This window comes from Streptomyces sp. SA15 (assembly GCF_002291145.1).
Classification (GTDB): Bacteria; Actinomycetota; Actinomycetes; order Streptomycetales; family Streptomycetaceae; genus Streptomyces.
The window spans coordinates 102,117-115,290 of record NZ_NTGE01000197.1 but is presented as its reverse complement, the minus strand read 5'-3'; the positions used below and the strand labels follow the sequence as shown (position 1 = coordinate 115,290).

At 71.0% G+C, this 13,174-nt stretch carries 11 protein-coding genes; 5 read left to right on the top strand and 6 right to left on the bottom strand.

The features are described from left to right. Window positions 1-56 precede the first annotated feature (56 nt). The 3 genes from CLM62_RS42435 to CLM62_RS42425 are packed head-to-tail and all read right to left on the bottom strand — an operon-like array spanning window position 57 to window position 3,315. A complete protein-coding gene (locus CLM62_RS42435; RefSeq protein WP_095755223.1) occupies window positions 57-1,400 on the bottom strand; it encodes an ABC transporter substrate-binding protein in 1,344 nt (447 codons plus the stop codon). A 10-nt stretch (window positions 1,401-1,410) separates the two neighbouring features. Further along, on the bottom strand, window positions 1,411-2,331 hold the full coding sequence (locus CLM62_RS42430; RefSeq protein WP_095755222.1) for a carbohydrate ABC transporter permease: 921 nt from the start codon (window positions 2,329-2,331) through the stop codon (window positions 1,411-1,413). Window positions 2,332-2,349: 18 nt separating this feature from the next. Continuing rightward, window positions 2,350-3,315 carry a carbohydrate ABC transporter permease gene (locus CLM62_RS42425; protein WP_095755221.1) on the bottom strand — a complete coding sequence of 322 codons (966 nt, stop codon included), beginning with the start codon at window positions 3,313-3,315 and terminating at the stop codon, window positions 2,350-2,352. Between the two features lie 167 nt (window positions 3,316-3,482). On the opposite strand from CLM62_RS42425, the gene CLM62_RS42420 reads away from it, so the two are divergent. From CLM62_RS42420 to CLM62_RS42410, 3 genes are all read left to right on the top strand, one after another. Then, window positions 3,483-4,643, top strand: a complete 1,161-nt coding sequence (locus CLM62_RS42420; RefSeq protein ID WP_095755220.1) for an ROK family transcriptional regulator — start codon at window positions 3,483-3,485, stop codon at window positions 4,641-4,643. Between the two features lie 101 nt (window positions 4,644-4,744). Continuing rightward, window positions 4,745-4,933 carry a hypothetical protein gene (locus CLM62_RS42415; protein WP_095755219.1) on the top strand — a complete coding sequence of 63 codons (189 nt, stop codon included), beginning with the start codon at window positions 4,745-4,747 and terminating at the stop codon, window positions 4,931-4,933. Between the two features lie 62 nt (window positions 4,934-4,995). Continuing rightward, window positions 4,996-5,817 (top strand): EamA family transporter, encoded by an 822-nt coding sequence (locus tag CLM62_RS42410; RefSeq protein ID WP_095755218.1) that lies wholly within the window; start codon window positions 4,996-4,998, stop codon window positions 5,815-5,817. A gap of 34 nt (window positions 5,818-5,851) precedes the next feature. Here the strand turns inward: CLM62_RS42410 and CLM62_RS42405 are convergent, their stop codons facing one another. Beyond that, window positions 5,852-7,225: a S1 family peptidase gene (locus CLM62_RS42405; protein ID WP_095755217.1), complete on the bottom strand. Its 1,374-nt coding sequence runs from the start codon at window positions 7,223-7,225 to the stop codon at window positions 5,852-5,854. 295 nt (window positions 7,226-7,520) lie between these two features. Beyond that, window positions 7,521-8,567, bottom strand: coding sequence for a hypothetical protein (locus CLM62_RS42400; RefSeq protein ID WP_373559242.1), 1,047 nt, complete (start codon window positions 8,565-8,567; stop codon window positions 7,521-7,523). Between the two features lie 25 nt (window positions 8,568-8,592). Between CLM62_RS42400 and CLM62_RS42395 the strand changes: the two genes are divergently transcribed. Both CLM62_RS42395 and CLM62_RS42390 read left to right on the top strand, forming a co-directional pair. Then, the gene (locus CLM62_RS42395) at window positions 8,593-9,774 is read left to right on the top strand and encodes a MalY/PatB family protein (RefSeq protein WP_095755216.1); all 1,182 of its coding nucleotides are present in this window, start codon (window positions 8,593-8,595) and stop codon (window positions 9,772-9,774) included. A 45-nt stretch (window positions 9,775-9,819) separates the two neighbouring features. Further along, window positions 9,820-10,206 carry a PPOX class F420-dependent oxidoreductase gene (locus CLM62_RS42390; protein ID WP_095755215.1) on the top strand — a complete coding sequence of 129 codons (387 nt, stop codon included), beginning with the start codon at window positions 9,820-9,822 and terminating at the stop codon, window positions 10,204-10,206. A 46-nt stretch (window positions 10,207-10,252) separates the two neighbouring features. Here CLM62_RS42390 and CLM62_RS42385 read toward each other — a convergent pair whose 3' ends face one another. Continuing rightward, window positions 10,253-13,000: a hypothetical protein gene (locus tag CLM62_RS42385; protein ID WP_373559241.1), complete on the bottom strand. Its 2,748-nt coding sequence runs from the start codon at window positions 12,998-13,000 to the stop codon at window positions 10,253-10,255. Between the last annotated feature and the right edge of the window lie 174 nt (window positions 13,001-13,174).

Genomic DNA, 13,174 nt, shown 5'->3' with positions numbered 1-13,174 from the left:
GGCGTGCCCTTCACTGGTCGAGAGAGATCCCTGGTCGAGGGATCAGGGTCGGGAGATCACTGCGAAAGGATCAGGTTGATCTGGTCGTTGGTCTGGTCGAGGCTGCTCACGGACTTGCCGTTGCCGTAGATGTCCTCCATGGCGGGGTGCATGAGGGCGAACATGTCCGCCGCGTAGTTGGTGATCGGGAAGGAGAACGTCCTGAAGTTCCTCGTGTCGGCCACCGGTTCGGTGAAGGCCGAGACGTCGATGCCCTTCTTCTTGTAGGCGGCGACGGCGGCCTCGGTGCCGGCCGGAGTGGCGGGGAAGACGATTCCGTACGCGCCGACGACCTTCTGGCACTTGTCGGAGGCCAGATACGCCACCCACTTTCGGGCGCCCGCCTTGTTCTTGGAGGCCTTGGTGATGGAGTCGGCGAGGCCGTTCATCATCGTGGCGCGCTTGCCGGTCGGGCCGATCGGGGTGGGAGCGGTCTTGATGTCCTTGCCCTTGAAGCCCTTGTACGAGGAAATCATCCAGGCACCGTCGAAGGCGGCGGCGGCCTTGCCCGCGGCGACCTGCGTGTTGGCCTGGTTGGACTGGATGTTGTAGTCGGAGAAGGGGGCCAGGTAGCCCTTCTTCGCCAGGCCGAAGTACCAGTCGATGACGGACTGGAAGGTCTCGCTGTCGTACTGGTACTTGGTTCCCCAGCGCGCCTTGTCCGTGTAACTCCACCCGGCGGAGCCGGTGAAGGGGCTCCACTGGGTCTGGCCGTCGCCGTCGCCGCCGCCGTTGGTGGCCAGCCCGTACACCTTGACGTTGTTCTTGTCGAAGCCCGGCTCGTCGCCCCGCTTGCCGTTCTTGTCGACGGTGAGGTGCGCGATGGCCTTCTCGAAGGTGCCGCCGTCCTTGGGGTTCCAGGCGAGGTCGCCCAACTGCTCGGCGGTGAGGCCGGCGTCCTGCGCCATCTTCTCGTTGTAGAAGAGCGCGACGGTGTCCCAGTCCTTCGGGGCGCCGTAGCGATGGCCGTCCTGGCCGATCCAGTTGGCGGCGAGCCCCGGCTGGTAGTCGGACTCCTTGATGCCGAGGTCGTCCAGCGGCTCCAGCACGTTGAGATCGGCGAACTGGCCGAACTTCTGGATGTGGTCGGTGAACACGTCCGGCTGGGTGCCCGCGATGAACCCGGCGGTCAGCTTGGTCCAGTAGTCGTTCCAGCCCAACTGCGTGATCCTGACGTCGAGTCCGGGGTTCTCCTGCTCGAACCCCTTCGCGCAGGCCTCGTAGGCGGGCAGCTGGTTGGCGTCCCACAGCCAGTAGGTCACGGTGTTCTGGGACGACCCGGTGGAGTCGCCCTGCGCGCATCCGGTCACCAGGGACAGCGCCAGCGCTCCGGTCAGTGCGGTGAGCGTACGAAGTCGCATCAGTGTTCCCTCACTTGATCCCGGTGAAGCCGATGGAGCTGACGATGCGGCGCGCGAAGCAGGCGAAGAGCACCAGCATCGGCAGCGCGGCGATCAGCGTCGCCGCCGTGAGCCCGGACCAGTCGACGCCGGTCGCCGGGGTCTGCGCCCGGAAGATCGCCAGCGCCACGGTCAGCACGCGCGAGCTGTCGCTGTAGGAGACCATCAGCGGCCAGAAGTAGTCGTTCCAGGAGGTGATGTACGTCAGCACTGACAGCGTGATGATCGGCGTGGACGCCATCGGCAGGACCACCCGGAAGAAGATCCGCACCTTGCCGGCGCCGTCGAGCAGCGCGGCCTCCTCGACCTCCCGGGGGATGTTCATGAAGAACTGCCGCAGGAAGAAGATGGCGAACGGGGTCATGAAGAGGCTGGGCAGCGCGATCCCGAGCAGCGTGTCCACCAGGCCGAGCTGCTTGATGAGCACGAAGTTCGGCAGCAGCGTGAAGATGGTCGGCACCATCAGCCCGGCCAGGAACAGACCGAAGACCTTGTCCCGGCCCCGCCAGCGCAGCCGCGAGAAGGCGTACGCGGCCATCGCGGAGAAGAAGATCTGGCTGCCGGTGATCAGCGTCGAGACGATCACCGAGTTGAGCAGATAGCGCCAGAAGTCCAGCCCGCCGCCCGCGCCGCCCTGTGCGACGGCCTCCTCCGCCGACTGCAGACCGAGGGCCCGCTCGAAGCCGCTGGTGGTGAGGTCGACCGGGAGCGGGTTGGTGGGGTCGGCGTTGAGGCCCGCGTTGGTGGAGAGCGCGGTGCGCAGGATCCAGTAGAACGGCAGCAGGGTGATGAGGACGATCAGGCCCATCACGGTCCAGGCGGTGGCCCGGCCGAGGGAGAGCCTGCGCCGGCTCGGTCGTACGGTCGTTGCGGTGGTGGTCACGGCAGCCATGTCGGTGTCTCCCTTCCGTCAGCCGAGGTCGGTCTGGCCGGCCCGGGTGAGCCGGTACTGCAGGACGGTGATCGCGCTGAGCACGACCAGCAGGGCGACGGACATCGCCGAGGCGTAGCCGAACTGGAAGCGGCCGAAGGCGGAGCCGTAGATGTAGAACTGGAGCACGTTGGTCGCGTTCGCCGGACCGCCCGCCGTGGTCACCGCCACGGTGTCGAACACCTGGAACGAGCCGATCACCGTCATGATCAGCACGACCGCCAGCACCGGCCGCAGCAGCGGCATGGTGATCCGCCAGAACATCCGCCACTCGCTCGCGCCGTCGACCCTGGCCGCCTCGTACATGTCGTTCGGGATCGCCTGGAGACCGGCGAAGAGCAGCAGGGCGGTGTAGCCGACGTGCCGCCAGACGTTGATCAGCGCGATGGTGGGGATCGCCCAGGTCTCGTCGGCGAGGAAGGGGATGCGGTCGGCGCCGAGGGCGGCGATGATCTCGTTGCCGATGCCGAGCTGGGTGTCCAGGATCCACAGCCACACGAGGCCGGCGACGACGTTCGACATCAGATACGGGGTGAGCACGATGCCCCGCAGCAGGGCCGACTGGGTCAGCCGCTGGAGCAGCACCGCGATGGCGAGCGCCGCCACCGTCTGTATGCCGATGTTGATGACGACGTACTCGACGGTGACCCACAACGAGTCCCAGAAGATCGGGTCGTTGACCATGCGGACGTAGTTGTCGAGGCCCACCCACTCCGCCGGGGTCAGCAGGTTGAAGCGGGTGAAGCTCAGATAGATGCCCCGCAGTGTCGGCCAGAGCAGGAAGACCACGAAGCCCAGCAGGGCCGGCGTGATGAACACCGCGGCCAGGCGCCCGTCGCCCCGGTTCTCACCGGCCCCCGCCCGGTCCGTCCTCGACTTGGTCCCAGCCCTCTCGGCGCTGCCCAATGGCACACGCGACGGAGGGCTGCTGGAGGCGATGGTCATCGGGAGACTCCCTCGTCTGCGGCGGCTCGTCCTCGGCCACTTACTTTTGTAGCGGAAGAATCCTGGCGTCAAGGGCCGTGCAAACATCTTCTCCAGGACAGGCAGGGCGCCTAGAATGGCCATGTTGCTTTCACGGCGAAATAAATCTTTGTGGGAGTCTGACCTTCATGACCACAGGTGCCGCCAGCTGGCTTCCGCTGAGCCCCGGCGAACGCTCGGTGGCGATCGAGGTGCTCGTCCACGGTCCGCTGTCGCGCACCGAGCTCGCCCGGCGCCTGGATCTTTCGCCGGGCAGCCTCACCCGGCTGACCAAGCCGCTGATCGAGACCGGCCTGCTGATCGAGGTCCCCGAGGCCGGTGCCCCGGCCGAGGCGCGTCAGGGGCGCCCCTCGCAGCCGCTCGACGTCGTCGCCGAGTCCCGCTCCTTCCTCGGCTTCAAGATCACCGAGGACATGGTCTACGGCGTCGTCACCACCCTCCGCAGCGACATCGTCGCCCGCCACGACCGCCCCCTCGCCACCCACGATCCGGCCGAGGTCGCCGACCTGCTGGCCGAGATGACCGAGGAACTGGCCCGCGCCCACCCCCGGATCGCCGGCGTCGGCATCGGCGTCGGGGGCCTGGTGCGGGACCGCGCCGTGGTCGGGGAGTCGCCGTTCCTGCGGTGGCGTGACGTGCCGCTCGCCGCCCTCGTCGAGGAGCGCACCGGCCTGCCGGTGGTCGTGGAGAACGACGTCGCCGCCCTGGTCGAGGCCGAGGCATGGTTCGGCGCCGGCCGGGGCCTCGACCGCTTCGTCGTCCTCACCATCGGCGCCGGCATCGGCTACGGCCTCGTCCTCGGCGGAAAGCGGGTGCCGTACGCCGAGGAGGACCGCGGTTTCGGCCGCCACTGGATCGTGAACCCCAACGGCCCGCTCACGCCCGACGGCGAGCGCGGCAGCGCGGTCTCGCTGCTGACCATCCCCAACATCCGCTACCAGGTCCGGGCCGCCACCGGCCGCGACCACACCTACGAGGAGATCCTCGCCCTCGCCGCCGCCGGGGAGCCCATGCCCGCCCGCGTCATCGACGAGGCCGCCCGCGCCCTGGGCACCCTGGTAGCCCAGATCGCCAACTTCGCCATGCCGCAGAAGATCCTGCTCGCCGGAGAGGGCGTCGGACTGATGGACGTGGCCGGCAAGACCGTCGAGGAGAGCGTCCGCGCCCAGCGGCACCCGCTGGCCGCCCCGATCGACCTGGAGACCAAGGTGTCCGACTTTCACGACTGGGCCCGTGGCGCCGCCGTGCTGGCCATCCAGGTGCTGGTGCTGGGGGCGGTGGAAGCGTGAAGTCCGCCACGGGAGTTGGCGAGATGGACGTGATCAGTAACACGGTCCGGAATGTCCGCTTAGCTCGTGATTACTCACGTCGCCTTCACCTCCGGAGTCGTATGCTTCACAGCATGTCCACCACTGTTGAACCCGCTACCGAAAGATCGGCTGACGAGGTCAACGAGGAGATCCGGGCCCTGTGGCTCCGGTCGGGCGGGACACTGAACGGCGAGCAGCGCGAGGAGTACCGGCGGCTCGTCCTGGAGTGGGCCGCAGCGGCCCCCCAGCAGCCGGTGCAGGCGGCCTGACCACCCCTCCCTGAGGGCCGCCGCCAGGCATCGGCCCGCCTTCCTGGGGCACCCCTGACCGGATGGGCCCCCTCCTCGCACTGGCCTCGGCCGTCTGCTACGGCATCGTCGACTTCGCCGGCGGACTGCTGTCCCGGCGAGCCCACTTCGCCGCCGTCACCTTCCTCGGCCAACTCGGCGGCCTCCTGCTCGCCTGCGTGGCCGCGCTGCTCCTGCCCGCCGACGCCGTGCGCCCGGTGGATCTGCTGTGGGGAGCACTGTCCGGCGCCGGAAGCGGCAGCGCCATGCACTTCCTCAACCGCGGGCTCAGCCGCGGCGCGATGAGCGTGGTGGTGCCCGTCAGCGCCGTCACCGCAGTCGCGCTGTCCGTGCTGTGCGGGGTGCTCCTCGGGGACCGGCCGACACCGCTCGCCTGGATGGGCATCGCCGTCACGGTGCCCGCACTCTGGCTCGTCTCCGGCGGCGGCGCGGACCGGGCCGGGGGAGTGCCGGACGGACTGCTGGCCAGCGCGGGCGTCGCCGTGCAGTACATCGCGCTCGCCCAGGCGGACTCCTCGAGCGGACTGTGGCCGGTGGCGGCGGGCCGGGTCGCCGCCGTCCTCGTCCTGCTGCCCAGCGCGGCGCGGCACGCCGGTCGTCTGCGCATGCCGTCGGGGCAGTACGTCGAGGCGCTGCTGGTCGGGGCGGGGGCCGCCCTCGGGCTCGTCCTGTATCTGCTCGCCGCCCAGCGGCAGTTGCTCGCCGTCGCCGTGGTGCTCGCCTCCCTCTACCCGGCACTCCCCGTGATCCTCGGCCTCGCCCTGCTGCACGAGAAGGTCACCCGATGGCAGACGACAGGCCTGCTGGGCGCGGCCGCGGCCACCGTCCTGCTGAGCGTGGGATGAAGGGACCACCTCCCGCTGGGAGATCAACGGGAGATCAACTCCATGTGGCCGAGTAGTAGCGCCGGTACGCCTTGCGGTCCTGCTCCGCGCGGATGTACCGCGTGGCCACCAACGCCACCAGGCTGCCCGCGACGACCAGCAGCCCGGGCCCGATGTTCCTGGGGTCCGTGAGCCGGTTCAGCAGCGGTGCTGCCCCCGCGATCGGTGCCGACGACCCGGGCGAGGCGTCGCCGGGATCGACCGCGCTCTGCGTGCCCGAGGCGGACGGCGCCGGTGAGGGCGTACCGTTTCCGCCGGCGTTGCCCTGCGGGGCCGCCACGAGCAACTGGACGTCGAGTTCGTCCAGCGCCTTGGTGATCGGCTGGAAGAACGTCGTCCCGCCGTTCGTGCAGTCGCCGCTGCCCCCAGAGGTCACGCCGAGCGCGATCCCCTCGGAGAACATCGGCCCGCCGCTGTCCCCGGGTTCGGCGCACACGTTCGTCTCGATCAGACCGGTGACGGTGCCCTCGGGATAGTTCACCGTCGCGTTGAGCGCTGTCACCTGACCGTCGCGCAGCCCGCTCGTACTGCCGCTGCGGAAGATGCGCTGCCCGACGGCCGGATCGGCCGCGCCCGTGATCTGCACTCCCTTGCCGTCACCGATGGCCACGACGGCCGCACCGTCGCCCGCCCGGCCGCCGTCGTACTCCACCAGGGAGTAGTCGTCGCCGGGGAAGCTCTGCGTCGTCGTCTCACCCACCTGCCGGTTGCCCCCGTTGTCCGAGAACCAGACGGAACCGTTGGGCCCGCAGTGCCCGGCCGTCAGGATGAAGTCCCGCCGGCCGTCGGTCACGTTGAAGCCCGCCGAACAGCGCCCGGCGGTCGACAGGATCGGCTGCGCGCCGTTGAGCCGGGTCGTGAAGGTGCCCTCGGTGCGCTCCATGCGGACGAAGCTGCCGATGCGGTCCGCCATCCGAGTCATCCGGGACCAGTCGGTGGCGGAGACGGTGCTGTCGCCCCGAACCACCACTTCGTTAGTTTGATAGTCCATCGCCCACGCGGTGCCGGCCACCCGGGGCGCCGAACGCAGCGTCGTCGTCGCCGACTTGAGCTCGTTCATGCTGTGCGACACCATCTTCGCCTCGGCGCCGGCTCCCCGGACCTCGGCGGCCGCGTCCTCGTCGGTGACCGCGACGACCGGCCGGCCGTCGTCGCCGATCCAGGTGCCCGCCGTACGGGAGGTGCCGAGCCGCGAGACGAGACCCGCGCCCATGTCCTCGGTCTGCTGGGCGTACGTGCGCGGGACCGCCAAGGCGTCAGGAGGCTCGCTCGCCACGGCGCGTGTGACCATCGTCCCTCCGAGGAGGAGTCCGCCGACGGCCGCCAGCCGTGTCACTCGCCGGACGACCCGTCGTCGTGCGTGCCTCATGCATGGCTCCCGAACCCGAACATACGGTCAACACCGTGGGGCGCTGCGGTACTTGAGTGCCCTCCTCCCATACGTGGCCGAGGACGGGCGCGTTCACGGCTCGCGTGATCCGCCTCGCTAGTGCCCCGGCAGGCAACGTTCGCCCCGTCGCAGCGCCCGGCACGCACTCTCGCCGCACCGGCCGAAAGCCCAAGTACGTCCAGTACGAGGACTTCCGGCCGGCACGCCGAGAGCACGCACCGGACGCCGCTCCTTAACGGGCAAACGTTGCCTGCCGGGGCACTAGGCCCTGTCGTCAACCGGCGGCGTGTACGGCCGGGTCGGCCGGTGTGGTGCGCGGGGGCGGGCAGAGGCGGAGCCAGCTGTGCTCGTCGCCCCACACGGACGCCGGGTCGACGTAGGGGCGCAGCAGGGCGGTGAGGGTCGCGTCGCCGCGTCCGTTCAGCTCGTCCGAGGCGATCTTCCGGGCGATCCCGGCGAGGAAGTCGGCGATCTGCACCCGTGGATCCCGCCGCGCCTCCACCAGCCGCAGTCCGCCGAGGCGGGCACCGGCCAGGCGGGCGGACTCCTCGATCCAGGCGATGCGATCGGGCGTCAGCATGTTCTGCCGGTCGTGGACCAGCCGGACCGCGTGCCCGCCCGCGCTCCAGGACACGGCCGTCGTGACGATCGCGGGCAGCAGGGGATTGAGGACCGGAATCAGCGTGGGCCCGTCCACCAGGCGCGCCCGATAGGCGTCGGCACGGGACCGGGCCGCCGCGAGGCGTTCGAGGATCCCCGACACGGCCGTACCGGACCGCGCCCCACGCAGTGCGTCGACCGTGTGGAAGAAGACGTCGGCGGGCGCCTGCGGCTCACCGTCGTTGCGTACCCGCAGCAGCTGGTTGGCGGATGACAGGAAGACGCGCCACCGCTCGTCCCCGAACTCCCGGCGTCCCGCACGGAACAGCGTGACGGCCTCCGCGGACGCGCCGGCGAGCAGCAGGTCGACGGCCCGGTCCACGACGAAGAACGCCTTCTCGGTCAGATGCACATGCGCCCGCCCATGGATCGGCCCCGCGGGCGCGAGCAGCCACTCCAGCACGGCCCGGTGCTTCTCCCGCAGCAGATGGTTGGCCTTGTACTCCTCGGCGGGCGAGCGGATCCGGTCCCGTATCTCCTGCACGGACGCGGCGGCGGACTCCACCGGCAGCCGCACACTCGCGTGCGCGAACACGTCGGTGTTGCCACTGATCAGATTCTCGCCGTCCGACCCCGACTCGTCGCAGGCGACCTCCAGCGGTCCGTCGGCCGGCACCGGCCGCGTCCCCCGTACCGCCGCGTCCTCACGTTCCCAGGTCACACCACAGCCCCCTATCTTGTGCCCCATGACCAGGATCCCGCACGACACGTCCGGTGAACCGAACCCCCTGCGCGCACTCGACCTCGACCGCCTCCGGCGCCGTACGAGCATGAAATGGCGCACCTACCCCGAGGACGTCCTGCCGCTGTGGGTGGCCGAGATGGACGTACCGCTCGCCGAACCCGTGGTCCGCGCGGTCACCGACGCCCTCGCGCTCGGGGACACCGGCTACCCGGTCGGCACCGCGTACGCGGAGGCGCTCGCCGCGTTCGCCGACAAGCGGTGGGGCTGGGACGGGCTCGCGGTGGAGCGCACGGCGATCGTGCCGGACGTGATGCTGGGCGTCGTCGAGATGCTCAAACTGGTCACCGGCCCCGGAGACCCGGTGGTCGTCAACCCGCCTGTGTATCCGCCGTTCGTCCAGTTCGTGGGGAACATGGACCGGCAAGTGGTCGAGGCCCCGCTCGGCGCGGACGGCCGCATCGACCCAGCCGTCCTGGAGGAGGCCTTCGCGGGGGCGGTCGCGGACGGACGGCGGGCCGCCTACCTGCTGTGCAGCCCGCACAACCCGACCGGCACCGTGCACACCGCCGCCGAACTGACCGCCGTCGCCGCCCTCGCCGAGCGGTACGGCGTACGCGTCGTGGCCGACGAGATCCACGCCCCGCTCGTCGTCGGCGGCGCGGACTTCGTGCCGTACCTGAGCGTGCCGGGCGGCGAGAGCGGGCTGTCGCTGATGTCGGCGTCGAAGGCGTGGAACCTGGCGGGCCTGAAGGCCGCGCTCGCCGTCGCGGGGCCCGCGGCCGCCGCCGACCTCGCCCGGCTGCCCGAGGAGGTCGGCCACGGTCCGAGCCACGTCGGCGTCATCGCCCACACCGCCGCCCTGCGCGACGGCACGGCCTGGCTGGACGCCCTGCTGACCGGGCTCGACGACAACCGGCGCCTGCTCGTGGATCTGCTCGCCGAGCACCTGCCCGCCATCGCCTACCGCCCCGGCGAAGCCACCTACCTCGCGTGGCTCGACTGCCACGCGCTCGGCCTCGGCGGCGATCCGGCGGACACCTTCCTGCACCGCGGCCGGGTGGCGCTGAACTCCGGGCTCCCCTTCGGCACCGGTGGGGCCGGGCACGTACGCCTGAATCTCGCGACGTCGCCGCAGATCCTCGAGGAGGCGGTACGGCGGATGGCGGCGGCGCTCGACCGATGACGACCGGCCGCATGTCAGCCGTTCGGGGCTCTTAGACTGCCCGCCATGGATGACACGTCGCTGGACGGGCTCGGTGCGGGCAAGTACCTGTTGATCACCAGCTACCGCAGGAACGGCACCCCGGTCGCCACCCCGGTGTGGGTGGTGCGCGACGGCGACGCGCTCGGCGCGTGGACGGCCGCCGACTCCTGGAAGGTGAAGCGGATCCGGGCGCGCGCCGACGTCCTTGTCGGCCCCTGCGACGCCCGCGGCAATCCGACCGGTGACCAGATACCGGCCATCGCCGAACTGTGCGACCCGGAGACCACTGCCCGCTACCGCGAACTCGTCGCCCGCAAGTACGGCATCGTCGGCCGCCTCATCCTGCTCGGCAGCCGACTGCGCAGAGGGGTGGACGGGACCGTCGGCATACGGGTGACACTCGCAGCATGACAAGAGGGGCGGGCCACGCAGGCCCGCCCCCCGCGTCATTCCAGGGCTACGACGCGTCCAGCACCGTGCCGGTCAGCACCGGACCGTCCTCCTGCGGCTCGCCCTCCTCGGGGACGAACTGGAAGCGCACGGACTCGGCCGGCTCGGCCACCTCGTCCTTCACGGTAGGCAGGGTCACGTCCCCGCTGGTCTCGCCGGCGGGCACGGACGCCCACAGGGCCAGGCCCTCCACCTCGGACAGCGGGCGCTCCGGATCCGGTGAGGCGCCGGAGTTCTCCATGAGCCAGTCCGGGTCGACGTCCTTCGTGGACAGTTCCGTGCCCTCGGCGACCGGCGTCACCGCGAAGATGCTCCACAGCTCCACGTCGGCGGCCTCGGACAGCGACACCCGCCAGGCCAGCGGCTGCCCCTCGGTGACCCGGTCGGCGACCGGTGTCACACTGACCGTCGGCCTGGGGTCGTCGTCCTCCACGGAGATCCCACCGCGGTGCGCACCGACGACCGCGTTCCGGACCGCCTTCACGGCGATGTCGTGCTGCGTGGCGTACGCGTAGCGCGTGTTGCCCTTCACCTCCATCGGCACGTCGATGTCGTGCCCGCCGGGCCGCACCGTCACGAGCCGGTCCTTCGCCTCGCCGGTGGCCGGGTCGATGACGTAGACGCGGACCTGGCCGCTGCCCTTCCCGGTCACCTGGACCGGAATGCGGTACGTACGGACGCCGGAGTCGCCTTCCAGCACCGTCGTGCGGCCGATGTCGACGCGCGGCAGCGCCGCTTCCTTCACCGCGGGCGTACCCGGGCGCCAGCCCCAGGCGTCCATCAGCCAGGCCTGCCCCGACCGCGAACGCGGCGTCAGATCGAGGGACTTGACGTGCTTGAGGTCGAGACCCGCCCGGACGGCGGCCGTGAGCGGCACGCGCACCTCGCGCGCCCAGTACGAGGCCGTACGTTCGCTGCCCGGCAGCCCGTCGACGCGGACCCGGCCGAGGGTGGCGCGGCGGCCGAAGGAGTCGCTGAGAGCCACATCGAGTTCGGTCTTGGTGGTGTTCGGCGGCACGAACACCCGCAGCGCCACGCTGTCGGCGCCGGCGAGCGAGAGCGGCGCCGCGGGCCGCACCCGGGTCACCGCCCCCGGCTCGGACCAGCGCAGGTCCACCGCACGGCGACCGGTCTCACGTTCGGTGTCCCACATCGCGAAGTGCGGGGACGCCCCCGAGGTGACGGAGCCCAGACAGGAGACGGCCGGATCGGGGTCCACCGCCGAGCACAGCCGGCCGCCCGTCACCGTGACCTTTCCGTCGGGCAGGAACCCGGCGCCCCGCTTGCCGCCCACGGCGTGCGTCAGGACACGGGCGGGGTCCGCCGAGGGGGCCCGCTTGCCCGAGCCGTCGAGCAGCGGGCGCACCCGGTCGTCCCCGGTGACGAACAGCCGGGCCGCCGCGGCGATGTAGGTGGCGCCGGCCTGGTGCTGCTGGTCGGCGGTCAGCCGGGTCGCGGTCCCGGGCGAGCACACCGGGTCCGGCTGCTCCTCGTCGTCCCAGAAGTCGTCCCAGGCGGGCGCCTCGGCCTGGCCCGGGGTCCACTCGCTGTTGAAGTAGTTGTGGTTGGCGCCGATCATGTACACGGCGCTGTGCAGTGCGGTGCCCCGGCTCACGCCGCGCGTCCCGTCGACGTACACCTCGCCCTGGAGGTCGGAGACGTCACCGTCGCAGCCCGGCAGGATCGTCACCGACGGGACGTCCGCGACCGGATTCTGGCCGAAGATGGTCGGTCCGATGAGCACGGTGCCGCGCACCTTCCAGCGCACCGGGCCCCGGTAGCCGTCCTGGTCGGCGGGCGGCGGGTAGAGGCTGTCCATGGCGGCCCGGTTCACGCCCTCGCCGCCGCGCGAGTGACCGACCAGCAGGACGCGGGACAGATCGGTCTTCGGCGCGTCGCGTACGACGGCCGGTGCCGTGGCCGGGTGGGCGGCCCAGCCGGCCCAGCGGGCCAGGTGCTGCCGCACCAGCGAGGAACGGGCCTGTGCGCCGGCGTCCTCCGCCTCCCAGTCCTGGCCGTTGATGCCGTTGGCCGAGATCGACACCGTCACATAGCCCTGGGAGGCCAGGAGCTTCTGGTCGCGCAGGTAGCCCTTGTGGCTGGGGATCTGCTTCATTCCGGCCGGGCAGGGCCAGTCGATGTTCACGTCCTCGGTGCCCGGCTTGTAACAGGTGGGGTGGCGGCCGTGCAGGAAGAGCGCGAGCGGGCGGCTGCCGGTGGCCCCCTTCGGAGCCACCACCTCGGCGCGCATCTCGACCGGGGCCTTGAACCCGGGCAGCCGCACCGGGTCCAGGTCGTACCCGCCGCTGACCGTGCGGTACGAGCCGGGCTTGCCGGGGTCGACGGCGCCCGGCGGCAGCGGAGCCGGCGGTTCGGCGGCGGCCCGGTCGCGAGGCTTGTCGGTGTCACCGGCCTTCGCGTCCAACCGGCGGCCACTGGCGAGCACTTGAAGATCCGTCAGCTGCGCCTCGCCGGCCTTGTCGAGGTCCAGCCGGAACGTCCGGCCGTCCCTCCCCGGCTTCGGCAGCCCGAGCAGCCGGCCCTCGGCGTGGAACTCGACGCGCGCGTCCCCCATGGGCACGGGCTTCGGCGCACGCCAGACCAGCTCACGTGCGTCGCCCTCGCCGGTGATCCGCCAGCCGGGCGGAAGCCGGATGTCGTTGGTCGTGCTGGGCGGCCGTGTCTCGGCAGGCTGTTGGGCGTGTGCCAGTCCGGGCGATCCCGCCAGGGCCGCCAGTACCGCCACGGCGGTCACGCTTATTCGCCGGGCACGTCTCAATGGTCCTCTCCTCAAACCCCCGAGCGCAGGCACCCCGTCGGTCTCGGGAGCCTCTCGCGCCACGGAGGACGGTAAGGCGTCTCTGTGGGTTGTTTGTGAACGGGAGGTGATCGAGGTTGAGCGATGCGATCAAGCCAATTGGCCGCGCTG

Excerpts from the sequence above, each read along its gene's own strand:
- CLM62_RS42425 (WP_095755221.1), bottom strand. The coding sequence starts at position 3,315 with ATGACCATCGCCTCCAGCAGCCCTCCGTCGCGTGTGCCATTGGGCAGC.
- CLM62_RS42420 (WP_095755220.1), top strand. The coding sequence starts at position 3,483 with ATGACCACAGGTGCCGCCAGCTGGCTTCCGCTGAGCCCCGGCGAACGC.
- CLM62_RS42405 (WP_095755217.1), bottom strand. The coding sequence starts at position 7,225 with ATGAGGCACGCACGACGACGGGTCGTCCGGCGAGTGACACGGCTGGCG.
- CLM62_RS42435 (WP_095755223.1), bottom strand. The coding sequence starts at position 1,400 with ATGCGACTTCGTACGCTCACCGCACTGACCGGAGCGCTGGCGCTGTCC.
- CLM62_RS42395 (WP_095755216.1), top strand. The coding sequence starts at position 8,593 with ATGACCAGGATCCCGCACGACACGTCCGGTGAACCGAACCCCCTGCGC.
- CLM62_RS42430 (WP_095755222.1), bottom strand. The coding sequence starts at position 2,331 with ATGGCTGCCGTGACCACCACCGCAACGACCGTACGACCGAGCCGGCGC.
- CLM62_RS42415 (WP_095755219.1), top strand. The coding sequence starts at position 4,745 with ATGCTTCACAGCATGTCCACCACTGTTGAACCCGCTACCGAAAGATCG.
- CLM62_RS42410 (WP_095755218.1), top strand. The coding sequence starts at position 4,996 with ATGGGCCCCCTCCTCGCACTGGCCTCGGCCGTCTGCTACGGCATCGTC.
- CLM62_RS42390 (WP_095755215.1), top strand. The coding sequence starts at position 9,820 with ATGGATGACACGTCGCTGGACGGGCTCGGTGCGGGCAAGTACCTGTTG.